General features: G+C 57.2%; 26 protein-coding genes and 1 tRNA gene. 19 read left to right on the top strand and 8 right to left on the bottom strand.

Annotated features, from left to right (window positions below; translation table 11 throughout):
• Positions 1 to 3: 3 nt before the first annotated feature.
• Together ACM6IV_RS11915 and ACM6IV_RS11910 are read right to left on the bottom strand one after the other, a co-directional pair.
• Positions 4 to 273, bottom strand: coding sequence for a DUF1654 domain-containing protein (locus ACM6IV_RS11915; RefSeq protein ID WP_414870138.1), 270 nt, complete (start codon positions 271 to 273; stop codon positions 4 to 6).
• Between the two features lie 196 nt (positions 274 to 469).
• On the bottom strand, positions 470 to 1,558 hold the full coding sequence (locus ACM6IV_RS11910) for an asparaginase (RefSeq protein WP_093432129.1): 1,089 nt from the start codon (positions 1,556 to 1,558) through the stop codon (positions 470 to 472).
• A 349-nt stretch (positions 1,559 to 1,907) separates the two neighbouring features.
• On the opposite strand from ACM6IV_RS11910, the gene ACM6IV_RS11905 reads away from it, so the two are divergent.
• The 8 genes from ACM6IV_RS11905 to ACM6IV_RS11870 all read left to right on the top strand — a co-directional run bounded on the left by ACM6IV_RS11905 (position 1,908) and on the right by ACM6IV_RS11870 (position 9,520).
• Positions 1,908 to 2,351 (top strand): hypothetical protein, encoded by a 444-nt coding sequence (locus ACM6IV_RS11905; RefSeq protein WP_414870137.1) that lies wholly within the window; start codon positions 1,908 to 1,910, stop codon positions 2,349 to 2,351.
• A gap of 201 nt (positions 2,352 to 2,552) precedes the next feature.
• Entirely contained in the window at positions 2,553 to 3,509 is a 957-nt protein-coding gene (locus tag ACM6IV_RS11900) for a sugar ABC transporter substrate-binding protein (RefSeq protein WP_414870136.1), read from the top strand.
• Between the two features lie 56 nt (positions 3,510 to 3,565).
• Positions 3,566 to 5,119 carry a sugar ABC transporter ATP-binding protein gene (locus ACM6IV_RS11895; protein ID WP_414870135.1) on the top strand — a complete coding sequence of 518 codons (1,554 nt, stop codon included), beginning with the start codon at positions 3,566 to 3,568 and terminating at the stop codon, positions 5,117 to 5,119.
• Positions 5,116 to 6,093: an ABC transporter permease gene (locus ACM6IV_RS11890; RefSeq protein WP_414870134.1), complete on the top strand. Its 978-nt coding sequence runs from the start codon at positions 5,116 to 5,118 to the stop codon at positions 6,091 to 6,093. The genes ACM6IV_RS11895 and ACM6IV_RS11890 overlap by 4 nt, the downstream gene beginning before the upstream one ends.
• Before the next feature lie 3 nt (positions 6,094 to 6,096).
• The gene (locus ACM6IV_RS11885) at positions 6,097 to 7,116 is read left to right on the top strand and encodes a LacI family DNA-binding transcriptional regulator (RefSeq protein ID WP_414870133.1); all 1,020 of its coding nucleotides are present in this window, start codon (positions 6,097 to 6,099) and stop codon (positions 7,114 to 7,116) included.
• 24 nt (positions 7,117 to 7,140) lie between these two features.
• The gene (rbsK, locus tag ACM6IV_RS11880; RefSeq protein ID WP_414870132.1) at positions 7,141 to 8,058 is read left to right on the top strand and encodes a ribokinase; all 918 of its coding nucleotides are present in this window, start codon (positions 7,141 to 7,143) and stop codon (positions 8,056 to 8,058) included.
• Positions 8,055 to 8,459 carry a D-ribose pyranase gene (gene rbsD, locus ACM6IV_RS11875; RefSeq protein WP_414870131.1) on the top strand — a complete coding sequence of 135 codons (405 nt, stop codon included), beginning with the start codon at positions 8,055 to 8,057 and terminating at the stop codon, positions 8,457 to 8,459. Before rbsK ends, rbsD begins: the two co-directional genes overlap by 4 nt.
• A gap of 32 nt (positions 8,460 to 8,491) precedes the next feature.
• Complete coding sequence (locus tag ACM6IV_RS11870; RefSeq protein ID WP_414870130.1) at positions 8,492 to 9,520, top strand: nucleoside hydrolase; 1,029 nt, start codon at positions 8,492 to 8,494, stop codon at positions 9,518 to 9,520.
• Between the two features lie 32 nt (positions 9,521 to 9,552).
• Here ACM6IV_RS11870 and ACM6IV_RS11865 read toward each other — a convergent pair whose 3' ends face one another.
• Positions 9,553 to 9,765, bottom strand: a complete 213-nt coding sequence (locus tag ACM6IV_RS11865) for a hypothetical protein (protein ID WP_414870129.1) — start codon at positions 9,763 to 9,765, stop codon at positions 9,553 to 9,555.
• Between the two features lie 131 nt (positions 9,766 to 9,896).
• On the opposite strand from ACM6IV_RS11865, the gene ACM6IV_RS11860 reads away from it, so the two are divergent.
• A complete protein-coding gene (locus ACM6IV_RS11860) occupies positions 9,897 to 10,202 on the top strand; it encodes a hypothetical protein (RefSeq protein WP_007913485.1) in 306 nt (101 codons plus the stop codon).
• Between the two features lie 168 nt (positions 10,203 to 10,370).
• Complete coding sequence (locus tag ACM6IV_RS11855) at positions 10,371 to 10,688, top strand: I78 family peptidase inhibitor (RefSeq protein ID WP_414870128.1); 318 nt, start codon at positions 10,371 to 10,373, stop codon at positions 10,686 to 10,688.
• Between the two features lie 72 nt (positions 10,689 to 10,760).
• On the opposite strand, the gene ACM6IV_RS11850 is transcribed toward ACM6IV_RS11855, so the two are convergent.
• Together ACM6IV_RS11850 and ACM6IV_RS11845 are read right to left on the bottom strand one after the other, a co-directional pair.
• Entirely contained in the window at positions 10,761 to 10,973 is a 213-nt protein-coding gene (locus tag ACM6IV_RS11850) for a cold-shock protein (RefSeq protein WP_007905882.1), read from the bottom strand.
• 290 nt (positions 10,974 to 11,263) lie between these two features.
• Positions 11,264 to 11,566 carry a hypothetical protein gene (locus ACM6IV_RS11845; protein WP_414870127.1) on the bottom strand — a complete coding sequence of 101 codons (303 nt, stop codon included), beginning with the start codon at positions 11,564 to 11,566 and terminating at the stop codon, positions 11,264 to 11,266.
• A gap of 371 nt (positions 11,567 to 11,937) precedes the next feature.
• Between ACM6IV_RS11845 and thrS the strand changes: the two genes are divergently transcribed.
• The 9 genes from thrS (at position 11,938) to ACM6IV_RS11800 (ending at position 19,390) form a co-directional block, all read left to right on the top strand.
• Complete coding sequence (gene thrS, locus ACM6IV_RS11840; protein ID WP_414870126.1) at positions 11,938 to 13,860, top strand: threonine--tRNA ligase; 1,923 nt, start codon at positions 11,938 to 11,940, stop codon at positions 13,858 to 13,860.
• Positions 13,860 to 14,411: a translation initiation factor IF-3 gene (gene infC / locus ACM6IV_RS11835; protein WP_169432615.1), complete on the top strand. Its 552-nt coding sequence runs from the start codon at positions 13,860 to 13,862 to the stop codon at positions 14,409 to 14,411. Before thrS ends, infC begins: the two co-directional genes overlap by 1 nt.
• Positions 14,412 to 14,471: 60 nt before the next feature.
• Positions 14,472 to 14,666 carry a 50S ribosomal protein L35 gene (gene rpmI, locus ACM6IV_RS11830; RefSeq protein ID WP_002553160.1) on the top strand — a complete coding sequence of 65 codons (195 nt, stop codon included), beginning with the start codon at positions 14,472 to 14,474 and terminating at the stop codon, positions 14,664 to 14,666.
• 28 nt (positions 14,667 to 14,694) lie between these two features.
• The gene (rplT, locus tag ACM6IV_RS11825; RefSeq protein ID WP_002553161.1) at positions 14,695 to 15,051 is read left to right on the top strand and encodes a 50S ribosomal protein L20; all 357 of its coding nucleotides are present in this window, start codon (positions 14,695 to 14,697) and stop codon (positions 15,049 to 15,051) included.
• Between the two features lie 109 nt (positions 15,052 to 15,160).
• On the top strand, positions 15,161 to 16,177 hold the full coding sequence (gene pheS / locus ACM6IV_RS11820) for a phenylalanine--tRNA ligase subunit alpha (RefSeq protein WP_003226365.1): 1,017 nt from the start codon (positions 15,161 to 15,163) through the stop codon (positions 16,175 to 16,177).
• Positions 16,178 to 16,203: 26 nt separating this feature from the next.
• Positions 16,204 to 18,582, top strand: a complete 2,379-nt coding sequence (gene pheT, locus ACM6IV_RS11815; RefSeq protein ID WP_414870125.1) for a phenylalanine--tRNA ligase subunit beta — start codon at positions 16,204 to 16,206, stop codon at positions 18,580 to 18,582.
• Between the two features lie 3 nt (positions 18,583 to 18,585).
• On the top strand, positions 18,586 to 18,888 hold the full coding sequence (ihfA, locus tag ACM6IV_RS11810) for an integration host factor subunit alpha (RefSeq protein ID WP_002553164.1): 303 nt from the start codon (positions 18,586 to 18,588) through the stop codon (positions 18,886 to 18,888).
• Entirely contained in the window at positions 18,869 to 19,225 is a 357-nt protein-coding gene (locus ACM6IV_RS11805; protein WP_003179985.1) for a MerR family transcriptional regulator, read from the top strand. Before ihfA ends, ACM6IV_RS11805 begins: the two co-directional genes overlap by 20 nt.
• 88 nt (positions 19,226 to 19,313) lie before the next feature.
• Positions 19,314 to 19,390: transfer RNA gene (locus ACM6IV_RS11800), tRNA-Pro, on the top strand.
• A gap of 182 nt (positions 19,391 to 19,572) precedes the next feature.
• Here the strand turns inward: ACM6IV_RS11800 and ACM6IV_RS11795 are convergent.
• The 3 genes from ACM6IV_RS11795 to rtcR form a co-directional block, all read right to left on the bottom strand.
• The gene (locus tag ACM6IV_RS11795) at positions 19,573 to 19,965 is read right to left on the bottom strand and encodes a hypothetical protein (RefSeq protein ID WP_414870124.1); all 393 of its coding nucleotides are present in this window, start codon (positions 19,963 to 19,965) and stop codon (positions 19,573 to 19,575) included.
• Between the two features lie 51 nt (positions 19,966 to 20,016).
• Positions 20,017 to 20,286 (bottom strand): hypothetical protein, encoded by a 270-nt coding sequence (locus ACM6IV_RS11790; RefSeq protein ID WP_414870123.1) that lies wholly within the window; start codon positions 20,284 to 20,286, stop codon positions 20,017 to 20,019.
• A gap of 121 nt (positions 20,287 to 20,407) precedes the next feature.
• Entirely contained in the window at positions 20,408 to 22,003 is a 1,596-nt protein-coding gene (rtcR, locus tag ACM6IV_RS11785) for an RNA repair transcriptional activator RtcR (protein ID WP_414870122.1), read from the bottom strand.
• Between the last annotated feature and the right edge of the window lie 141 nt (positions 22,004 to 22,144).

The raw sequence follows: 22,144 nt of genomic DNA, 5'->3' as shown, positions 1-22,144 counted from the left end.
GAATCAATCTTCCTTCGGCACAACCCAAAAAATCTGCACGCCACCGTCGTCGCGGTAGGCGAGGGTGACGTTGTCGTTCTCGTCGATTTCCTCGAGCAAGCGCTCCCACTCGTTCATTGGCTCGTCCGGAAGGCGAAAGATCAGTGCCGCTTTGGCTTTCTGTGCGGTGGGGGAATTGATGATTTTCTGAACGCGCATGCCCATGCGTTCGTAAGCGTCAGGAGCATCCAGGGAAGTGGCCACGAGGTTATCCTTATTAAGCTGTATGTGCATACAGTATTTAACTGTAGGCATTTTCGCAACTGCTTAAAATTCAAGAAAATCCTCTGACAGCGGTTTTCGGATTTTGGTGTAGGTCGTGTCGAGTTTTTTGTAGGAAAAGTGCGAGAGTGCTGTAAGCGACACGCCACCCGCCCAAAGGGCGAGTGGCGCAGGCTACCCAATCAAGAGTTGACCGGGCGAAAGTCCATCAGTATTCCCAGAACATCCGTTGCAGTTCTTTGCTGTCGTTGGTTTTGGTCAGGGCGACCATTGCCAGGATGCGGGCTTTCTGCGGGTTCAAGTCGTGAGCGACAACCCAGTCGTATTTGTCGTCTGGTTGTTCAGCGTTACGCAGAACGAAACCGCCAGCGTTGACATGCGACGAACGAATGATCTGTACGCCGTCCTTGCGCAGCGCTTGCAGGGTCGGTACCACGCGGGAGGATACCGAGCCGTTGCCAGTACCGGCATGGATAATCGCCTTGGCACCGGATTGGGCGAGAGCCTTGTAGGCTGTATCGCTGACGTTGCCGTAGGAATAAGCGATTTCTACGTCAGGAAGACTCTTGATGTTTTTAATGTCGAATTCCGAATCCATGGTGTGACGCTTGGCTGGCAAGCGGAACCAGTAGGATTTGCCTTCAACCACCATGCCCAGTGGGCCCCAGGCACTTTTGAACGCCTCGGTCTTGATGTTGATCATTTTGCTGACGTCGCGACCGGACTGGATTTCATCGTTCATGGTCACCAGTACGCCTTTGCCGTGCGCTTCTTTGCTGCTGGCCACGGCCACGGCGTTGTACAGGTTGAGCATGCCGTCTGCAGACATGGCGGTGCCCGGACGCATCGAGCCGACCACGATGATCGGCTTGTCGGTTTTTTCCACCAGGTTGAGGAAGTAAGCGGTTTCTTCCAGGGTGTCGGTGCCGTGGGTGATGACGATACCGTCGACGTCTTTGCTGTCGGCCAGTTCGGCCACGCGACGACCCAACTGCAGCAGATTTTCGTTGGTGATGCTTTCCGAGGCAATCTGCATGACTTGTTCGCCACGCACGTTCGCCAGTTTGCTCAGTTCGGGAATGCCGGCGATCAATTGTTCGACGCCGACCTTGGCCGCCTGATAGGTGGCGCTGTTGGCAGCACTAGCGCCAGCACCGGCGATGGTGCCGCCCGTGGCAAGTACCACAACGTTCGCGAGTTTGGTCTGGGTTTCGACTTCTTTTGCCTGAAGGGCGGTGGGCAGGAGCAGGAGGAGGGCCAAAGCGCCCGGAACCAAAGTGTTGAAAGCAGATTTCATTATTTTTCTCTCTAGTAGTGAGACGGTGCTGATGCAGGTTCATCTAGATGCACCCCAGGCCGATCTGGATGCCCGGAGTGCGGTGAAGGGAGCAGGATCTGTACCAGCCGTACTTTGCGTCAGAGAAATGTTTAACTCGATGATTTAAATCAAGATTTTATGAGTTGGCGAATCGCGGCACGAATCGTTTATCCGGGTTTCCGAACATTGGACGCTTTCGTGTTCGGCTCTCCGAAAGGGACTACTGCTTTTGTCGAGTGATTCGGGTTGCCGGTTTCGGTTTTTCTGCTAAAGAAACCCACGCGCGGGCCGATGGGTGTTCAAGGAAACTGAATTTTAGGGAGTTCACATGTCACTGACGGTCGGTTTTTCAAATCCTGGTGCGGTCACGATCGGCGGCAAAACCGCAGCGACTATCAATGCCATGAGCGAGGCGGAAGCGGATGCTTCAACCGAGGCGCTCGGCACCGAGAAAGAGAGCAATCAGGTCAGAACCGGTGGTGCTGCGCCAGAAGACAGCAAGGCTGAAAGCGGCAGTAATCTGAGCGTTACCGTCAAGACGCTGCTCAAGCGCATGCAGGAATTGCAGAAGCAACTTCAGGAACAGCAACAGCAACTGGCAGCGGCACAAGCTAAAACCTATCCGACGCCCGAAGCGAAATCGCAGGCGGTCATGTCCATTCAGGGGCAGATCGCGCAAACCAGCGCCGCGATGGCAGAAGTGGCGGGTGCTTTGGTAAAGGAAATGTCCAAAAGTGCCACCAGCGGCAATTTGGTCAGCACCACGGCATAAGCAGCGAAGGGGCGAGTCGGACGATTCGCCCTACAACAAATGACGATTTCTGATTGTTGACAAATGTCGGCGGGATTCGCATAGTTCGGTCTACGCAAACGTTTGCGCGGCTCTCCCGGCATTGTATGGCCCGGAAGAAAGCGATGTAGCTTACGCCAGCGCAAGCGTTGCTCACAATAATCATAAGATCGGAGTGAACCCATGAAGCTGCCATTCGCTGGACGTCTTCTTGCTGTCGCTATGCTGGCTGCCACAGCCGCCGCACTACCTGTCTCCTCGGCATTCGCCGAATCCGCCGAAAAACCCAAAGTCGCGCTGGTCATGAAGTCTCTGGCCAACGAATTCTTCCTGACCATGGAAGATGGCGCCAAGGCCTACCAGAAAGAACACTCCGCCGATTTCGACCTGATCTCCAACGGCATCAAGGATGAAACCGATACTGCCGGCCAGACCCGCATCGTCGAACAGATGATCCTGGCCAAGGTCAATGCACTGGTCATCGCGCCTTCCGACTCCAAGGCCATGGTGCCGGTGATCAAGAAAGCCGTTGATGCCGGTATCACTGTGATCAACATCGATAACCAGCTCGATCCCGCCATCGTCAAAAGCAAAAATATCAGCGTGCCATTCGTAGGCCCGGACAACCGTAAAGGTGCGCGTCTGGTCGGTGAGTACCTGGCCAAGCAGCTCAAGGCTGGTGACGAGGTCGGCATCATTGAAGGTGTGTCCACGACCACCAACGCCCAGCAACGTACCGCTGGCTTCAAGGATGCGATGGACGCTGCACAGATCAAGATCGTTTCCCTGCAATCCGGTGACTGGGAAATCGACAAGGGCAACAAGGTTGCCGCTTCGATTCTCAGCGAATACCCGGAGGTCAAAGCACTGCTGGCCGGTAACGACAGCATGGCTGTAGGGGCTGTTTCTGCCGTGCGTGCCGCCGGTAAGGCAGGTCAGGTTCAGGTGGTCGGTTACGACAACATCAATGCGATCAAGCCAATGTTGAAGGACGGTCGCGTGTTGGCGACAGCTGACCAGTTCGCGGCCAAGCAAGCTGTGTTCGGCATCGAAACCGCGCTGAAAATCATCAAGGGCGAGAAAGTCGACAGCGGCGCCAATGGCGTGATCGAAACACCGGTCGAGCTGGTCACCAAGTAAGTCTTCTGGCGACACAACGGCGCTCGTCCGTCCGGGCGAGCGCATGGAGAGTTTTTATGTCAGTTTCCGCCCCGAACGCTGTCCTCTCGGTCAGCGGTATCGGTAAGACCTATGCGCAACCGGTGCTCACCGGCATCGATCTGACGCTGATGCGCGGTGAAGTGCTGGCGCTGACCGGCGAGAATGGTGCCGGCAAAAGTACCCTGTCGAAGATCATTGGCGGCCTGGTCACGCCGACCACCGGCCAGATGCAATTTCACGGCAAGGACTATCGTCCGGGCAGTCGTACCCAGGCCGAAGAGCTTGGTGTGCGGATGGTCATGCAAGAACTCAATCTGTTGCCGACCCTGTCGGTGGCGGAGAACCTGTTTCTCGACAACCTGCCAAGCAATGGCGGCTGGATCAGCCGCAAGCAATTGCGCAAGGCCGCGGTCGAAGCGATGGCTCAAGTCGGCCTCGACGCGATTGATCCGGATACGCTGGTCGGCGAACTGGGGATCGGGCATCAGCAGATGGTTGAAATCGCCCGCAACCTGATCGGCGATTGCCATGTGCTGATTCTCGATGAGCCGACTGCGATGCTCACCGCACGTGAAGTCGAAATGCTCTTTGAGCAGATCACCCGCTTGCAGGCGCGCGGCGTCTCGATCATCTACATTTCCCACCGACTCGAAGAACTTGCCCGGGTCGCGCAACGGATTGCCGTGCTGCGTGACGGCAATCTGGTCTGCGTCGAGCCGATGGCCAATTACAACAGCGAGCAACTGGTCACGTTGATGGTCGGTCGCGAGCTGGGTGAACATATCGACATGGGGCCGCGCAAGATTGGCGCTCCAGCGCTGACGATCAAAGGCCTGACCCGTTCCGATAAAGTGCGCGACGTTTCATTTGAAGTGCGCGCCGGCGAGATCTTCGGGATTTCCGGGTTGATCGGGGCAGGGCGCACGGAGTTGCTGCGCCTGATTTTCGGCGCGGACGTTGCCGACAGCGGCACCATTGCGCTCGGTTCGCCGGCCAAAGTGGTCAGCGTGCGCTCGCCCGTCGACGCCGTGCGCAACGGCATTGCTTTGATTACCGAAGATCGCAAAGGTGAAGGCCTGCTGCTCAGTCAGTCGATCAGCGCCAACATCGCACTCGGCAACATGCCGGAGATTTCCAGTGGCGGTGTCGTCAACAACGGCGACGAAATCGCATTGGCGCAGCGTCAGATCGACGCCATGCGCATCCGCAGTTCGAGCCCGACGCAATTGGTTTCCGAGTTGTCCGGTGGTAATCAGCAGAAGGTCGTGATCGGCCGCTGGCTGGAACGCGACTGTTCGGTGTTGCTGTTCGACGAGCCGACCCGTGGCATCGACGTCGGCGCCAAATTCGACATTTATGCCTTGCTGGGTGAGCTGACGCGCCAGGGCAAGGCGCTGGTGGTGGTGTCCAGTGACCTGCGTGAATTGATGCTGATCTGCGACCGGATCGGCGTGCTGTCCGCCGGGCGACTGATCGACACCTTCGAGCGCGACAGTTGGACCCAGGATGATTTGCTTGCCGCCGCATTCGCCGGCTACCAAAAACGTGATGCGTTGCTCAATGAAGCGGCGCCTAGGGATCTCCCATGAAAACTGCATCTCCTGCCGGCAAACGTGGTGGCAACTTCTACGGTCTGGGCACCTATCTGGGCCTGGCCGGTGCCTTGCTGGCGATGATTGCGCTGTTCTCGGTCTTGAGCAGCCACTTTTTGTCCTATAACACTTTCAGTACGCTGGCCAACCAGATTCCTGATCTGATGGTACTGGCGGTCGGCATGACCTTCGTGTTGATCATCGGCGGCATTGACCTGTCGGTTGGCTCGGTACTCGCACTGGCCGCTTCAACGGTCAGCGTTGCGATTCTCGGCTGGGGCTGGGGCGTGTTGCCGTCGGCCCTGCTTGGCATGGCGGTGGCGGCACTGGCCGGCACCGTCACCGGTTCGATCACGGTGGCCTGGCGGATCCCATCGTTCATCGTCTCTCTCGGTGTGCTGGAAATGGCTCGGGGGCTGGCGTATCAGATGACCGGATCGCGCACCGCGTACATCGGTGACTCATTCGCCTGGTTGTCGAACCCGATCGCGTTCGGCATTTCGCCGTCGTTCATCATTGCCTTGCTGGTGATTTTCATCGCCCAGGCGGTGTTGACTCGGACGGTGTTTGGTCGCTACCTGATCGGCATCGGCACCAACGAAGAGGCCGTACGGCTTGCGGGGATCAATCCGAAACCCTACAAAATCCTGGTATTCAGTCTGATGGGCCTGCTGGCGGGTATCGCCGCGCTGTTTCAGATTTCCCGTCTGGAAGCTGCTGATCCCAATGCCGGTTCCGGTCTGGAGCTGCAGGTGATCGCTGCTGTGGTCATCGGCGGCACCAGCCTGATGGGCGGGCGCGGCTCGGTGATCAGCACGTTCTTTGGTGTGTTGATCATCTCCGTGCTGGCGGCGGGGCTGGCGCAGATTGGTGCGACCGAACCGACCAAACGAATCATCACCGGCGCCGTTATCGTGATCGCGGTGGTGCTCGACACTTATCGCAGTCAGCGCGCCAGTCGCCGGGGCTAAGACATGGCAACGATCAAGGACGTGGCAGCCCTCGCGGGGATTTCCTACACGACGGTGTCGCATGTGGTGAACAACACTCGGCCGGTCAGTCAGGAAGTGCGGCTGAAAGTCGAGGCGGCGATCAAGAGCCTCGACTATGTGCCGAGTGCGGTGGCGCGTTCATTGAAAGCCAAGACCACTGCAACCATCGGCCTGCTGGTGCCGAACAGCCTCAACCCGTACTTCGCAGAGCTGGCGCGGGGTATCGAGGATTATTGCGAGCGTAACGGCTACTGCGTGATCCTCTGCAATTCCGATGACAACCCCGACAAGCAGCGCAGCTATTTGCGCGTTTTGCTGGAGAAGCGCATCGACGGGTTGATCGTTGCTTCCGCTGGCGGTGACAGCGGTCTGGCGCAGGGGCTGGCTGGCGTAAAAACGCCGATGGTCATCGTCGACCGTGGTCTGGACGGTGTCGATGCCGATCTGGTGCGCATCGACCACGAATACGGCGCTTATCTCGCCACCCGGCACTTGCTGGAACTGGGACACCGCGACATTGCCACCATCGGCGGCCCGGTCAGCACCAGTGTTGCGCAGATGCGTCTGGCCGGATATTGCCGGGCGCTGAAAGAGGCGGGCATTGAGGTTCGACAGGAGCGCATGCTGGAAAGTGATTTCACCAGTACTGGCGGCTACAACGCAGCGGCGATTCTGCTTGAGCACAATCCGCCGAGCGCGATCTTTGCCGGTAACGACATGATCGGCATTGGTGTGCTGCGTGCGGCGGCGGAGCGAAATGTTCGCGTGCCGAGTGAGCTGTCGGTGATCGGTTTCGACGATATCCAGATGAGCCGTTATGTTTATCCAGCTCTCACCACCGTGGGCCAATCGATCCTGCAACTGGGTGAGATGGCGGCCGAGGTGCTGCTGCGCAGGATCGCTACGCCGAACCTGGGCACTGATCAACGGATCGTGACCCCGAGTATTGTCTTGCGCGAATCGACCGCACCGTTGTCCGGCGTGTTCACCGAATACCGCTGAAACCGAATTGACGAGTAATGATGTATGCCAGCAAATGTAGTGGTAATAGGCAGTCTGAACATGGATCTGGTGACCCGAGCACCGCGTCTGCCTGTAGGCGGTGAAACGCTGATCGGTCATTCATTTGCCACGGTTTCCGGCGGCAAGGGCGCCAATCAGGCGGTGGCCGCAGCGCGATTGGGCGCACAGGTTTCGATGGTCGGCTGCGTTGGCAGCGACGACTATGGGGTGCAGTTGCGTGACGCCCTGCTGGCCGAACAGATCGGTTGCCAGGCTGTGAGCACGGTCGAAGATTCCAGTGGTGTGGCGTTGATCGTGGTCGATGACAACAGTCAGAACGCCATTGTCATCGTCGCCGGCGCCAACGGCGCCATGACGCCCGCCGTGATCGACCGGTTTGATGCAGTGCTGCAAGCCGCCGACGTGATCATCTGCCAGCTCGAAATCCCGGATGCCACGGTGGGCCACGCGCTCAAGCGTGCGCGCGCACTGGGTAAAATCGTCATCCTTAATCCGGCGCCGGCCAGTCGTCCATTGCCGGCAGACTGGTTTGCCACAATCGACTACCTGATCCCCAACGAGAGCGAAGCGACCGTGTTGAGCGGGTTGCCGGTGGACTCGCTGGGAACAGCAGAAAAAGCGGCCAGTCAACTGATAACCATGGGGGCGGGTAAAGTCATCATTACGCTCGGTGCTCAAGGCTCGCTGTTTGCCAATGGCCAAAGCTTCGAGCATTTCCCAGCGCCGAAAGTGCAGGCTGTCGACACCACGGCGGCAGGCGACACCTTCGTGGGTGGCTTCGCCGCTGCACTGGCCAATGGCAAGTCCGAGGCCGAGGCGATTCGTTTCGGACAGATCGCCGCTGCGTTGTCGGTAACCCGCGCCGGGGCGCAACCGTCCATCCCAACCCTATCCGACGTACAGGCTTTTAAACCCGCATGAAAAAGACTCCTCTGCTCAACGTCGCACTATCGCGACTGATTGCTTCTTTGGGCCACGGCGACATGGTGGTCATTGGTGACGCCGGGCTGCCGGTGCCGCCGGGTGTCGAGCTGATCGATCTGGCGCTGACCCACGGCGTCCCGGACTTCATCAGTACCCTGAAAGTCGTGCTCAGTGAGATGCAGGTGGAAAGCCATGCATTGGCCAAGGAAATCTTCGACAAACAACCGGCCGCGTTGAATACGCTGGAGCAGTTGAATGGAGAAGGCGCTCTGGGTCGTCGCGATCTGCTCAGTCACGAGCAATTCAAGGTTCTCAGCCGACAGGCGCGGGCGATTGTTCGTACAGGCGAATGTCAGCCGTACTGCAACATCGTCCTGGTTGCCGGGGTTACGTTCTGATTTTTCGATTTCACATGCACAAGGAATGCGCCATGCAACGCTATGCTCAGAAACTGCATCAATTCATCCGGAGTTTGCTGCTTTTGTCCGTAATAACTGCCACCGGCGCCCACGCGGCGGAGAAGATCGACCTGATCATCGACACCGACCCGGGTGCAGATGATGTGGTTGCCTTGCTGTTCGCACTGGCCTCGCCTGAGGAACTGAACATTCGCGCTCTGACCACTGTGGCCGGCAACGTGCGCCTCGACAAGACTTCGCGCAACGCACGTCTGGCCCGCGAGTGGGCAGGGCGCGAAGATGTACCGGTTTACGCCGGTGCGCCGAAGCCGCTGATGCGCACGCCGATCTATGCCGAGAACATCCATGGCAAGGAAGGCCTGTCGGGTGTCACTGTGCATGAACCAAAAAAGGGTCTGGCTGAAGGCAATGCCGTCAACTTTCTGATCGACACCCTGAAAAAAGCCAAGCCGCACAGCATCACTATCGCCATGCTCGGTCCGCAGACCAACCTGGCGCTCGCACTGATCCAGGAACCTGAAATTGTTCAGGGCATCAAGGAAGTGGTGATCATGGGCGGTGCCCACTTCAACGGTGGCAACATTACGCCGGTGGCCGAATTCAACCTGTTTGCTGACCCGCAAGCGGCTGAAGTGGTCCTGAAAAGCGGCGTCAAACTGACCTACCTGCCGCTGGACGTGACCCACAAGATTCTCACCAGTGATGCACGCCTCAAGCAGATCGCTGCGCTGAACAACAACGCGAGCAAGATTGTCGGCGACATTCTTAACGAGTACATCAAAGGCGATATGGAACACTACGGTATTCCGGGTGGTCCGGTGCATGACGCTACCGTTGTTGCCTATCTGCTCAAGCCGGAACTGTTCACCGGTCGCTCGGTGAATGTCGTGGTGGACAGCCGTGAAGGGCCGACTTTCGGTCAGACCATCGTCGATTGGTACGACGGCCTGAAAGCGCCGAAAAACGCTTTCTGGGTGGAAAACGGCGACGCGCAAGGCTTCTTTGATCTGTTGACCGAGCGTCTGAAGCGTTTGAAGTAAGGCCAAAACCCGCAGATGCCAGTCTGCGGGTTTTATTCTCTCTCGGTATCCGGCGTGGCTTTATGGTCATGCTGATACCGCTCGAACACCTGCGCGATAAACGTTTGTGCGCCTTGTGTTCCCATGGTCTTGACCAGCAGGTCGATGCTGATCAGTGCCAGCTCCTCCGAACTGCCCGGGCTGTACGAACTGTGCCCCTTCGGCCACAGGACTTTGATGTCGGCGGTGATGCTTACGGTGCTCATGAGTGCGCTCGAAAAGTCGGGAATGTCTGAGAGCGAGTTAACCATTTTGTCCGGCGTTTGGCACTGCGACTTAGGCATGAACGGAGCGCTATGCGACACTTGGTCTTTTACGGCTTTCCAAGGATCGTGTTGTGCAGATCGACTTGAATACCCCTGACGGCCTCACGCTCGACGCGGTGCGCCAATTGCTCGCTTCGGCCAGTGATGACGAACACACGCAACTGCGCGTGACCAAGGGCGGCATCGCTTATATTTCCTCCGGCGTTACCGGTGGGCAGGATATCGACGGTTTGCTGTTTCGCCTGGAGACCTGGGCGAAGGGATCGGGCTACGTGGGCAATGTCGCGGCCAGCGATGAAGTGTGGGTGATGCAGATCTTCAATGCGTTGAAGGACAACTGGCCGAATCCGCCGTATGACTACATCGACGTCTACTGAGCGCCATTAATATTCAGTCACGATTGATTGATGAAGTGCAGCGTGCAGCTGAGGCACACTCGGCGTTTTTCCGATCGTGGGGCAGGGGACGGCCTTGGCCGTGAAACCAAACGCCGGAATGGCGGTCGCACGATCTCAGCTTAACCATTTTGAAAACAAGGAGGCTTCATGCCTTTGAAGTTCGCGACACTGGGTGCACTTATGGCCGTTGCTCTGTTGGCCGGTTGCAGCACGACCTCCAGCGAGTCGGCAAAGGAATCTGCGGCGACCGAAGCAGGTCACAGCCGCTGTGAAGCAACGGCGGCGGAATTCGCCATCGGCAAGAAAGCTTCGCCAGAGTTGCTTGAGCAGGCGCGCGCCAAAGCCGGGGCGCAAAATGCCCGGTTCCTCAAGCCGAACGACATGATCACGCTCGAGTACCGCTCCGATCGCTTGAATCTGAATACCGACAACAACCTGGTGATCACTCGCGTCAACTGCGGCTGATTAGCGAAGGCTTTTGTTGCAGGCATAAAAAACCCCGTCACATGGACGGGGTTTTTTTAGTTCGCCGAGAAATTACTCTGCGCGAACCTGTGCAGCTTGCATACCCTTTTGGCCTTTCTCAGCCACGAAAGAGACGGTCTGGCCTTCTTTCAGGCTTTTGAAACCGTCGGATTCGATAGCTTTGAAGTGTACGAACAGGTCGTCACCGCCACCTTGAGGAGTGATGAAGCCGAAGCCTTTTTCATCGTTGAACCATTTAACGGTGCCGGTTTGGCGATTAGACATGGTGTATCTCCAAGAAACATATATTTTCAGTAGTACTGTGCTGCTCAGGCCAACTGGGCACACCCGGGTATCATAGTCGAAATGTTCGCTTTGGTAGCCCCCCGGACGTGCTGTTTGCCAATCAGTCGTGTTTTCTTTGCTGTCTGTTTTCGCTGAAAGCCCCGGTTTAAAAGGCTTTGCGCGGAAAGTAAAGACAATAAAAAAACCTGTAAAACCTGCATAAATCGTTCGAAAAGGCTCAAATTCAGCCCGTTTCAGGGGCGTTGAGCCGAGTCAGAAGATTTCTTCAATCACTTTTTCGCCGGTGGATTTGCCTTGCATTTGGCAATCTGACCCAGCGCTTTCTGCTGCAGTTCAGGGGTGGCCTTATTGTCCATCAGCGCTTGAATGTCTTTGGCTGGGTAGGACTTGATGGCATCAGCGCCGCAAGCGCAGTGCGATTTGGCCGCAGCTGCACCAATTTGCGGAGTCGCCGCCTGGGTGCACTGCGCCATGTATTTTTCACGCTCGCCCTTCGGCCAGTCGGCATGGGCGCTCAGCGGCAGCAGCATAACGATAGGGGCGACGACGGCGAACAGGGTATTCAGACGCATGCGAGGATGCTCCTTGTGGGTCAATGTCTTGTTATCTGAGGGCTGAAAGGCCGATCAAGTTCAGCACTCTGGCATAAAAACAGACGATTTGCCTTCTGATCAAACAGAGGCATAAGTGACCGCTCATCTGTGCTAGCATGCCGGGCTCAAGCGTTCTCAGGCGCCGGATGACCTTCAGTCCCGGCAGCGGACAGCGTGCGAATATTTCGATTTGAATCCCAGTCACTCTGGTTCGGTTTTCCGGTTGGCCGCAAGGCTCCTGCCGCTGTAAGGCAGGCGTTCGTCATTGAATGGCCTGGATCGGATCTTGTACTGGCTCATCCCAACCCACGTGACCTTTGGTAGGGGTCACCACTAGGAGAGGAGGCGCCATGCCAACTATTACTCTTCCCGACGGCAGTCAACGTTCATTCGATCACCCGGTTTCCGTAGCCGAGGTCGCCGCATCCATTGGTGCAGGCCTGGCCAAGGCCACACTCGCCGGCAAGGTCAATGGCCAACTGGTCGACGCCAGCGACATCATCAGCAGCGACGCGACCCTGCAAATCATCACGCCTAAGGATGAAGAGGGGCTGGAGATCATTCGCCACTCTTGCGCTCACCTGGTTGGCCACGCGGTCAAGCAGCTGTACCCGACTGCGAAGATGGTCATCGGGCCGGTCATCGATGAAGGCTTCTATTACGACATCGCCTTCGAACGCCCTTTCACTCCGGACGACATGGCCGCTATCGAACAGCGCATGCAGCAGCTGATCGAGAAAGATTACGACGTCATCAAGAAAGTCACTCCGCGCGCCGAAGTGATCGAAGTGTTCAAGGCTCGCGGCGAAGACTACAAGCTGCGTCTGGTCGAGGACATGCCGAACGAGCAGGCCATGGGCCTGTACTATCACGAAGAATACGTCGACATGTGCCGTGGCCCGCACGTGCCGAACACGCGCTTTCTGAAATCCTTCAAGCTGACCAAGCTGTCCGGTGCCTACTGGCGCGGCGACGCCAAGAACGAGCAATTGCAGCGCGTTTACGGCACTGCCTGGGCAGACAAGAAGCAGCTGGCGGCTTATATCCAGCGCATCGAAGAAGCTGAAAAGCGTGATCACCGCAAGATCGGCAAGCGTCTGGGCCTGTTCCACACCCAGGAAGAGTCTCCGGGTATGGTGTTCTGGCACCCGAACGGCTGGACTCTGTACCAGGTGCTCGAGCAGTACATGCGCAAAATCCAGCGCGACAATGGCTACCTCGAGATCAAGACCCCGCAAGTCGTTGACCGCAGCCTCTGGGAGAAATCCGGGCACTGGGCCAACTACGCCGACAACATGTTCACCACGCAGTCGGAAAACCGCGACTACGCGATCAAGCCGATGAACTGCCCATGCCACGTGCAGGTGTTCAACCAGGGCCTGAAGAGCTACCGCGAGCTGCCAATGCGTCTGGCCGAGTTCGGTGCCTGCCACCGTAACGAGCCGTCGGGCGCGCTGCACGGCATCATGCGTGTACGTGCGTTCACTCAGGACGATGCCCACATCTTCTGCACCGAAGAGCAGATGCAGGCCGAATCCGCTGCGTTCATCAAGCTGACCATGGATGTCTATCGCGATTTCGGCTTTACCGAAGTTGAGATGAAACTGTCCACTCGTCCGGAAAAACGCGTCGGCTCCGACGAACTGTGGGATCGCGCTGAAGCTGCATTGGCTGCAGCCCTTGATTCTGCGGGCCTGCCGTACGATCTGCAGCCGGGCGAGGGTGCCTTCTACGGTCCGAAGATCGAATTCTCGCTGAAAGATTGCCTCGGTCGTGTCTGGCAGTGTGGTACCTTGCAGCTCGATTTTAACCTGCCTGTCCGTTTGGGCGCTGAATACGTCTCAGAAGACAACAGCCGCAAACACCCTGTGATGTTGCACCGCGCGATCCTCGGTTCCTTCGAGCGTTTCGTCGGGATTCTGATCGAGCACTACGAAGGTGCGTTCCCTGCCTGGTTGGCGCCAACCCAGGCGGTGATCATGAATATCACTGATAAACAGGCAGATTTTGTTGCAGAAGTAGAAAAAACTCTCAACGAAAGCGGATTTCGTGCCAAGTCCGACTTGAGAAATGAAAAGATCGGCTTTAAAATCCGCGAGCATACTTTGCTCAAGGTTCCCTATCTTTTGGTTATCGGAGATAAGGAAGTCGAGATGCAGACTGTCGCTGTGCGTACTCGTGAAGGTGCTGACCTGGGCTCGATGCCCGTCGCCCAGTTCGCTGAGTTTCTCGCGCAAGCGGTTTCCCGGCGTGGTCGCCCAGATTCGGAGTAATTATTATTAAGCGTGAAATGAGACAAGATAAACGAGCTGCACCGAAAGCCCCGATCAACGAGAATATCTCGGCACGCGAGGTTCGGTTAATTGGCGCTGATGGCGAGCAGATTGGCATCGTCTCGATTGATGAAGCGCTTCGTATTGCTGAAGAAGCAAAGCTTGATCTGGTAGAAATCTCCGCAGACGCAGTCCCACCGGTTTGCCGCGTGATGGACTACGGCAAGTCGATCTTCGAAAAGAAGAAGCAGATTGCCGCGGCGAAGAAAAACCAGAAGCAGATTCAGGTAAAAGAAATCAAGTTTCGTCCAGGGACGGAGGAAGGGGATTACCAGGTAAAACTGCGCAACCTGGTACGTTTCCTGAGTGATGGGGACAGGGCCAAGGTATCCTTGCGATTCCGCGGCCGTGAGATGGCCCACCAGGAGCTGGGGATGGAACTCCTCAAGCGGGTTGAACAAGACCTGCTCGAGTACGGTTCGGTCGAACAGCATCCTAAGATGGAAGGACGCCAGCTGATCATGGTCATCGCCCCGAAAAAGAAGAAGTAATCAACAGGGCACGGCAGGCCTTCTGATTATGTTTATCAACTGAATGCGGAGTATCCGAACATGCCAAAAATGAAAACCAAAAGTGGTGCTGCTAAGCGGTTTCTGAAAACTGCTAACGGTATCAAGCACAAGCACGCTTTCAAGAGCCACATCCTGACTAAAATGTCGACCAAGCGTAAGCGTCAACTGCGCGGTAGCAGCTTGCTGCATCCGTCTGACGTGGCAAAAGTCGAGCGCATGCTGCGCCTTCGTTAATTTTAGTCAAGAATAGAGGAAGTAACTCATGGCTCGTGTAAAGCGTGGCGTCATTGCCCGTAAACGTCACAAAAAAATTCTGAAACTTGCTAAAGGCTACTACGGCGCACGCTCGCGCGTATTCCGTGTTGCCAAGCAAGCGGTAATCAAGGCAGGCCAATACGCCTACCGTGACCGTCGTCAGAAAAAACGTCAGTTCCGCGCTCTGTGGATCGCTCGTATCAACGCTGGTGCTCGTGTTAACGGTCTGTCCTACAGCCGTTTCATCGCTGGCCTGAAAAAAGCGTCCATCGAGATCGACCGTAAGGTTCTGGCTGATCTGGCAGTGAACGAAAAAGCGGCGTTTGCTGCGATTGTCGAGAAAGCTAAAGCCACCTTGGCTTAAGTACCCCCGACAGTCACCCGGCCTCACCTTTGTGGGGCTTGGTGTTAAACGTCATAAATAGGGGAAGAGCCTTCAAGCTCTTCCCCTATTTTGTATCTGGAGTCTGTACATGGAAAACCTGGATGCGCTGGTCTCTCAAGCACTAGAGGCTGTGCAAAGCGCTGAAGATATCAATGCCCTGGAGCAAATCCGGGTTCAATACCTTGGCAAGAAGGGCGAATTGACTCAGGTGATGAAGACCCTGGGAAATTTGCCGGCGGAAGAGCGTCCGCAAGTCGGCGCCCTGATCAACGTTGCCAAGGAACGTGTTACAGGCGTTCTCAATGCGCGCATGGCTCTATTTGAAGAAGCCGAACTGGCTGCCAAACTGTCCGCCGAATCCATTGACGTGACATTGCCGGGCCGTGGCCAGACCTCCGGTGGTCTGCATCCGGTGACCCGGACTCTGGAACGTGTAGAGCAGTTCTTCACCCGCATCGGCTACGGCATCGCCGAAGGCCCTGAGGTCGAAGACGACTATCACAACTTCGAAGCGCTCAACATCCCAGGCCATCACCCGGCCCGGTCGATGCATGACACCTTCTATTTCAATGCCAACATGTTGCTGCGCACCCATACCTCGCCGGTACAGGTCCGCACCATGGAGTCGAAGCAGCCGCCGATCCGCATCGTCTGCCCAGGCCGCGTGTATCGCAGCGACTCCGATATCACCCACTCGCCGATGTTCCACCAGGTCGAAGGTCTGCTGGTTGATCGCGACATCAATTTTGCCGATCTCAAAGGCACCATCGAAGAATTCCTGCGGGTCTTCTTCGAGAAAGAACTGGCCGTGCGTTTCCGTCCTTCCTACTTCCCGTTCACCGAGCCATCCGCTGAAGTCGATATGGAATGCGTGATGTGCAGCGGTAAAGGCTGCCGCGTCTGCAAGCAGACCGGCTGGCTGGAAGTGATGGGCTGCGGCATGGTTCACCCGAACGTGCTGCGCATGTCCGGCATCGATCCGGAAGAGTTCTCCGGTTTTGCTTTCGGCATGGGCGTCGAGCGTCTGGCCATGCTCCGTTACGGCGTGAACGACTTGCGTCTGTTCTTCGACAACGACTTGCGGTTCCTCGCGCAATTTCGCTAGTCGTAACGAATTCTTAGGAGAGCAGGATGAAATTCAGTGAACAATGGCTGCGTGGCTGGGTTAGCCCGCAGGTGAATCGCGACGAGCTGGTTGCTCGTCTGTCGATGGCGGGCCTTGAGGTCGATAGCGTGACCCTGGCCGCCGGTATATTCAGTGGCGTGGTGGTGGGCGAGGTGCTGAGCACCGAGCAGCACCCTGATGCCGACAAGTTGCGCGTTTGCCAGGTCAGCAATGGCGCGGAAACCTTCCAGGTCGTGTGCGGTGCGCCAAACGTGCGTCCGGGCCTGAAGATTCCGTTCGCCATGATCGGCGCCGAGCTGCCGGGCGACTTCAAGATCAAGAAAGCCAAGCTGCGGGGCGTCGAGTCCAACGGCATGCTCTGCTCGCAAGCCGAATTGCAGGTCGGTGAAGGCAATGATGGTCTGATGGAGCTGCCGGCCGATGCGCCGGTGGGCGAAGATTTCCGCGTGTATCTGGATCTGGAAGACGCCAGCATCGAGGTCGACCTGACCCCGAACCGTGGCGACTGCCTGTCCCTGGCCGGTCTGGCCCGTGAAGTCGGCGCGCTGTATGCCGCTCCGGTCACCCGTCCGGTGGTCATGGCCGTTCCTGCCTCGCACGACGAAGTGCGTTCGGTAGACGTGCTGGCACCAGCAGCATGCCCTCGTTACCTGGGGCGTGTTATCCGTAATGTCGATCTGTCCAGGCCAACGCCGCTGTGGATGGTGGAACGTCTGCGTCGCGCTGACGTGCGCAGCATCGACGCTGCCGTCGACATCACCAACTACGTGATGCTCGAGCTGGGCCAGCCGCTGCATGCCTTCGATCTTGCCGAAATCAACGGTGGCATTCGCGTGCGCATGGCGGAAGAGGGCGAGAAGCTGGTGCTGCTCGACGGTCAGGAAGTCAGTCTGCGCAGCGATACGCTGGTGATCGCCGACCACAGTCGCGCGCTGGCAATTGCCGGTGTGATGGGCGGCGAGCACAGCGGTGTGTCCGCGACCACTCGCGACGTCTTCCTCGAAAGCGCTTTCTTCGACCAGATCGCTGTCGCGGGCAAGGCTCGTTCCTACGGTCTGCACACCGATGCATCGCACCGCTACGAGCGCGGCGTCGACTGGCAACTGGCCCGTGAAGCCATGGAGCGCGCCACTGGCCTGCTGCTGGAAATCACTGGCGGCGAAGCCGGGCCGATCATAGAGACCGTCAGCGAGCAACATCTGCCGTCGATCGCACCGATCACTCTGCGCTCCCAGCGCATCACCCAGATGCTTGGTATGGAAATGGATTCGGTCCAGGTTGAGCGTTTGCTAGGTGGCCTGGGTCTGGGTATTACTTCCGACGGCGAAGGCCAGTGGCGCGTAGAAGTGCCAAGCCATCGCTTCGACATCAGTCTGGAAGTCGACCTGATTGAAGAACTGGCGCGTCTGTACGGCTACAACCGTCTGCCGGTTCGTTACCCGCAAGCGCGTCTGGCGCCACAAGCCAAAGCTGAAGCGCGAAGCGATCTGCCGGAACTGCGCCGCCTGCTGGTCGCGCGTGGTTATCAGGAAGCGATCACTTACAGCTTCATCGATCCGCGTCAGTTCGAATTGTTCAATCCGGGCGTCGAGCCGCTGTTGCTGGCCAATCCGATCTCTAATGACATGGCTGCCATGCGCTCGTCGCTGTGGCCGGGTCTGGTCAAAGCGCTGCAGCACAACCTCAACCGTCAGCAAGATCGCGTGCGTTTGTTCGAAAGTGGTCTGCGCTTCGTCGGTCAGCTCGAAGGCCTGAAGCAAGAGCCGATGTTGTCCGGCGTGGTTTGCGGCAGCCGTCTGCCGGAAGGCTGGGCGCAAGGTCGCGACGCGGTCGATTTCTTCGACGTCAAGGCTGACGTGGAAGCGGTGCTGGGCTTCGCCGGTGCACTCGATTCGTTCACCTTCGCTCCGGGCAAACACCCGGCATTGCACCCGGGTCAAACCGCGCGCATCGAGCGCGAAGGGCGTGAAGTCGGTTTCATCGGTGCCATTCACCCTGAATTATCGAAAGCACTGGGTCTGGATCGTCCAGTCTTCGTTTTCGAGCTGGTTCTGGCTGAAGTGGCACTGGGTAAAATGCCGAAATTCCATGAGTTGTCGCGCTTTCCTGAAGTGCGGCGTGACCTTGCACTGATTGCCCACAAAGGCGTCGCGTCCGCGGCTGTACTGGACGTAATCCGTGAAAATGCAGGCGAATGGCTCACAGATCTCAGGCTGTTTGACGTGTATCAGGGTAAAGGTATTGATCCTGATAGAAAAAGCCTTGCAGTTGGCTTGACCTGGCAGCATCCATCGCGCACTCTTAATGACGATGAGGTGAATTCGACGACGCAAAATATCCTCACCTCGCTCGAACAAAGGTTGAACGCCACGTTAAGGAAGTGACGTATGGGGGCTTTGACGAAAGCTGAGATGGCGGAACGTCTGTATGAAGAGCTGGGCCTGAACAAGCGGGAAGCCAAGGAATTGGTCGAACTGTTTTTCGAGGAAATCAGGCACGCTCTTGAAGACAACGAGCAGGTCAAATTGTCCGGTTTCGGCAATTTCGACCTTCGGGACAAACGCCAGCGGCCTGGCCGCAACCCGAAAACGGGGGAAGAAATCCCGATCACGGCTCGCCGTGTGGTCACCTTTCGTCCAGGGCAGAAGTTGAAGGCCCGAGTTGAGGCTTATGCTGGAACCAAGTCATAACGACGAACTACCCGTCATCCCGGGCAAACGCTACTTCACCATTGGTGAAGTCAGCGAGCTGTGTGCCGTAAAGCCACACGTGCTGCGCTACTGGGAGCAGGAGTTTCCTCAACTCAACCCCGTCAAACGCCGCGGAAACCGCCGGTATTATCAGCGCCAGGACGTGCTGATGATCCGGCAGATCCGCGCGCTCCTTTACGATCAGGGTTTCACCATCGGCGGCGCACGCTTGCGCTTGTCCGGCGATGAAGCCAAAGACGACACGACCCAATACAAGCAGATGATTCGGCAGATGATTGCCGAGTTGGAAGATGTACTGGTGGTGCTCAAGAAATAAAAAGCAGCGTTTGAATACTTCCAGTTTTCAAATGCTTGCGCTATATTCTTGAGCGTTCTTCGAGGTGAAGAACAATTGCAAAACCAGTCGGGGCGTAGCGCAGTCCGGTAGCGCACTAGCATGGGGTGCTAGGGGTCGAGTGTTCGAATCACTCCGTCCCGACCATATAATTCAATGACTTAGCCCAATCTGAAAAGATTGGGCTTTTTCATGCGCGGTGATTTTTCGAGTCTCTTTGCTCGGGGCGATTGATCGCCTGATTAAATCAGTGCGGCCCCGTTTAATCGTTTGCTCTTCAAAACCCCGCTTCCGCGGGTTTTTGCTGTTTGTGGAATGAGCATTTCCTCTCAGCTTCTTTCGCTCGCCGTTTTCTGCGCCGAATCGATGCAAAGCGAATAAAAAGTTTTCTGAAAGTCAGCCACCGCACTCTCCTGCTTCCTAGCGTCCGACTCCCGTGGCATGTCGTAGGCCTGCCCGATCAACGCTTTGTACAAATTGCCCACATACTCGCTTTCCTTTCCTGCATTGTCGGCCAGTTCCAGAACGGAAGAGAGGGGGACGCCTTCTTGCCTGGCTTTCATAATGGCTTTGGCCGAATTTTCGACTCGCTGGCACTCTTCCAGATATTCGCTGGGCAAGGGGGTACCGTGTGCTGCAAGGCTGAAAGTGAGGAGTGTTGCCGTTGTCGTCAGACACCGATTGAGCATGGCGCGCCATCCCTGATTTTTGGCCAGGAACATTAGCATTCATGGCGCAGCGCTACCATCTGTTCATTGGCCAAAACCAGGGGTTCACTGGCTGGGTTTTTTGACATCTGCGGAATCGCTCGAGGTGTTGGCATCCTTCTGTGTTTCGTGCGCCTCGGCTCCGGAATTTGATCCTGAGGCCTCTTCACCCTTCTTGTCTGCTTTGTCTTCTTTTGACTGGGATCCGCCCTGGTTTACGCCGGGCATCACAGTCGGAGGCGCTGAGGAGCCACCTGTTTGTTCTGTCGCAAGGGAAAACAGTGGGCAAAGCAACACCAGGCTTGCCAATCCGATTGCAGTCATTCGCTTGTTCATGATGTTGTCTTCCGAAGCGGGATGTACTGCATTGGAAGAGCTCGCAGGGCGAAGGTGCGGCGCATCTGACCAGTGGCATTCGGGTCAAGTCGGGTGGCTGGGCTTTATACATTTGAGCGATCTACGGCGCTAACTGGCTCCATTCAATTCCGAACCGGCCCAGGTACTTGCGCAAACGGTCCGCATCATTCGGTTGCGCTTTGGCCAGGCGCGAGATGCCAAACAAGCGGCGACCGGCATCTGACAAGCTGTCTGCTTGCCGGCAGACCTCAAGTACTGCCCGCAATTGCAGGCGGTCAAACAGATCCATGCTCTCTGCATCCCCCGGCAAGTCTTCTGAATTGCTTTGCGGCTGGGCCAAACCCCAGGCATAACGCAAGCGCTCAATCTCTTCCTGCACTTGCGCCTCATCAATCCTCCCGCTGTCCGCCAATGTCGCCATGCGTGTTATCGATGCAGACAGTTCGCGGAAATTGCCCAGCCACGCCGCTTCGCGAGAACTGGCGAATGCAAGATAGCGGCGGCGTGCCTCAAGGTTGAAGCGCACCAGTTGCCCATGCTCGCGGGCATGGCGCTGTAACTCGAAATCGATATTCGGCTCGATATCCTCGCGGCGGCCGGCGAGACCGGGAAGGTCGAACGTCCAGAGGTTGATGCGTGCGTACAAGTCTTCGCGAAACAAGCCTTCAGCGACTCGGCTGCGCAGGTCGCGGTGGGTGCCGGCGATGATCAGGAAGTCGCTCTCCACCTCTTTGTCCGAACCCAGTGGAAAGAAGCGTTTCTCTTCAACCGCTTTGAGCAGCATCGCCTGTTCGTCTGCGCCCAGTTCGCCGATCTCATCGAGAAACAGCATGCCGCCATCGGCAGCGCGCAGCAGGCCGTCGCGGGCATTCTGCGCGCCGGTGAAGGCGCCTTTGACATGGCCGAACAACGCCGACATTGCGCCATCGCCACGCAGGGTGGCGCAGTTCACCTCGACAAAACGCCCCTGCATCTGGTGGCGGTTGCGTTTGAGTTCGTAGATGCGTCGGGCGAGGAAGGATTTGCCGGCGCCGGTTGGGCCAATCAGCAGCATCGGCGCCTTCGAGCGCACGGCCACGCGCTCGATTTGTTCGATCGAGCGGTTGAAGGCGGCGTTGCGTGTGGCGATGCCGGACTTCAGGAACTCCAGGCCTTCGAGGCGCTTGTTGGCGAAGCGCGAAGCGATGCGATCGTAACGCGACAGGTCGAGATCGATCAGGGCATGAGTGCCGATGGCGTGATCGCTTTCGTTGCGCTTGGCCGGGGAGGTCTGGATCAGCCGCGCCGGCAGATAGCGCGCCTCGGTCAGCAGGAACCAGCAAATCTGCGCGACGTGGGTGCCGGTGGTGATGTGAACGAGGTAGTCCTCGCGCTCGGTGTCGAAATCGTAGGCGGTGGTGAAGTCGTGCAGCGCACCGTAGACCTCTTCGAAATCCCATGGGTTGCGCAACGACATCGGGTGCAAGCGCACCTCGGTCTCTGGCGAAACCTGCTGGATGTCGGCGCGCACCCGCTCGGCGAGGCTGACGTCGCGCGCGTCGATGCCGTGAATAAGTTCAAGCCGGTTGATCAGCACGTCTTGCTGCTGGCACAAGCCAACGCTGGGGCGCCAATGGCTCCAGCGATTGGCGCCTTTGCCGACGCGATCAAGGGTAGCGCCGATAAAGCCGATAGCGACGGTTTGCTTGTTTGGCATGTTTATCTCAGAAGATAAAAGACGATATTCAATGATAGTGATTCGGCGAGGGGTTTGTCGTCAGTTCATTCAACGAAAAGCCAAGTAATAAATAAAAACCATATAAATCAATAAGATAAAAATTCTATTCGAGAGAAATCA

Origin of the sequence: Pseudomonas sp. IT-347P, from assembly GCF_949768005.1 — a bacterium.
Classification (GTDB): domain Bacteria; phylum Pseudomonadota; class Gammaproteobacteria; order Pseudomonadales; family Pseudomonadaceae; genus Aquipseudomonas.
The sequence above is the reverse complement of the archived record's forward strand: the minus strand, read 5'-3'. Positions and strand labels throughout refer to the sequence as shown.

What these genes read in the sequence shown, in the direction of transcription:
- ACM6IV_RS11905 (WP_414870137.1), top strand. Translation starts at nt 1,908, where the DNA reads ATGTCACTGACGGTCGGTTTTTCAAATCCTGGTGCGGTCACGATCGGC.
- ACM6IV_RS11865 (WP_414870129.1), bottom strand. Translation starts at nt 9,765, where the DNA reads ATGAGCACCGTAAGCATCACCGCCGACATCAAAGTCCTGTGGCCGAAG.
- ACM6IV_RS11850 (WP_007905882.1), bottom strand. Translation starts at nt 10,973, where the DNA reads ATGTCTAATCGCCAAACCGGCACCGTTAAATGGTTCAACGATGAAAAA.
- rbsD (WP_414870131.1), top strand. Translation starts at nt 8,055, where the DNA reads ATGAAAAAGACTCCTCTGCTCAACGTCGCACTATCGCGACTGATTGCT.
- ACM6IV_RS11855 (WP_414870128.1), top strand. Translation starts at nt 10,371, where the DNA reads ATGCCTTTGAAGTTCGCGACACTGGGTGCACTTATGGCCGTTGCTCTG.
- ACM6IV_RS11900 (WP_414870136.1), top strand. Translation starts at nt 2,553, where the DNA reads ATGAAGCTGCCATTCGCTGGACGTCTTCTTGCTGTCGCTATGCTGGCT.
- ACM6IV_RS11795 (WP_414870124.1), bottom strand. Translation starts at nt 19,965, where the DNA reads ATGTTCCTGGCCAAAAATCAGGGATGGCGCGCCATGCTCAATCGGTGT.
- rtcR (WP_414870122.1), bottom strand. Translation starts at nt 22,003, where the DNA reads ATGCCAAACAAGCAAACCGTCGCTATCGGCTTTATCGGCGCTACCCTT.
- ACM6IV_RS11910 (WP_093432129.1), bottom strand. Translation starts at nt 1,558, where the DNA reads ATGAAATCTGCTTTCAACACTTTGGTTCCGGGCGCTTTGGCCCTCCTC.
- ACM6IV_RS11870 (WP_414870130.1), top strand. Translation starts at nt 8,492, where the DNA reads ATGCAACGCTATGCTCAGAAACTGCATCAATTCATCCGGAGTTTGCTG.
- ACM6IV_RS11845 (WP_414870127.1), bottom strand. Translation starts at nt 11,566, where the DNA reads ATGCGTCTGAATACCCTGTTCGCCGTCGTCGCCCCTATCGTTATGCTG.
- ACM6IV_RS11915 (WP_414870138.1), bottom strand. Translation starts at nt 273, where the DNA reads ATGCACATACAGCTTAATAAGGATAACCTCGTGGCCACTTCCCTGGAT.
- ACM6IV_RS11805 (WP_003179985.1), top strand. Translation starts at nt 18,869, where the DNA reads ATGCTGGAACCAAGTCATAACGACGAACTACCCGTCATCCCGGGCAAA.
- rbsK (WP_414870132.1), top strand. Translation starts at nt 7,141, where the DNA reads ATGCCAGCAAATGTAGTGGTAATAGGCAGTCTGAACATGGATCTGGTG.
- ACM6IV_RS11790 (WP_414870123.1), bottom strand. Translation starts at nt 20,286, where the DNA reads ATGAACAAGCGAATGACTGCAATCGGATTGGCAAGCCTGGTGTTGCTT.
- ACM6IV_RS11895 (WP_414870135.1), top strand. Translation starts at nt 3,566, where the DNA reads ATGTCAGTTTCCGCCCCGAACGCTGTCCTCTCGGTCAGCGGTATCGGT.
- thrS (WP_414870126.1), top strand. Translation starts at nt 11,938, where the DNA reads ATGCCAACTATTACTCTTCCCGACGGCAGTCAACGTTCATTCGATCAC.
- ihfA (WP_002553164.1), top strand. Translation starts at nt 18,586, where the DNA reads ATGGGGGCTTTGACGAAAGCTGAGATGGCGGAACGTCTGTATGAAGAG.
- ACM6IV_RS11890 (WP_414870134.1), top strand. Translation starts at nt 5,116, where the DNA reads ATGAAAACTGCATCTCCTGCCGGCAAACGTGGTGGCAACTTCTACGGT.
- ACM6IV_RS11885 (WP_414870133.1), top strand. Translation starts at nt 6,097, where the DNA reads ATGGCAACGATCAAGGACGTGGCAGCCCTCGCGGGGATTTCCTACACG.
- rplT (WP_002553161.1), top strand. Translation starts at nt 14,695, where the DNA reads ATGGCTCGTGTAAAGCGTGGCGTCATTGCCCGTAAACGTCACAAAAAA.
- pheT (WP_414870125.1), top strand. Translation starts at nt 16,204, where the DNA reads ATGAAATTCAGTGAACAATGGCTGCGTGGCTGGGTTAGCCCGCAGGTG.
- pheS (WP_003226365.1), top strand. Translation starts at nt 15,161, where the DNA reads ATGGAAAACCTGGATGCGCTGGTCTCTCAAGCACTAGAGGCTGTGCAA.
- rpmI (WP_002553160.1), top strand. Translation starts at nt 14,472, where the DNA reads ATGCCAAAAATGAAAACCAAAAGTGGTGCTGCTAAGCGGTTTCTGAAA.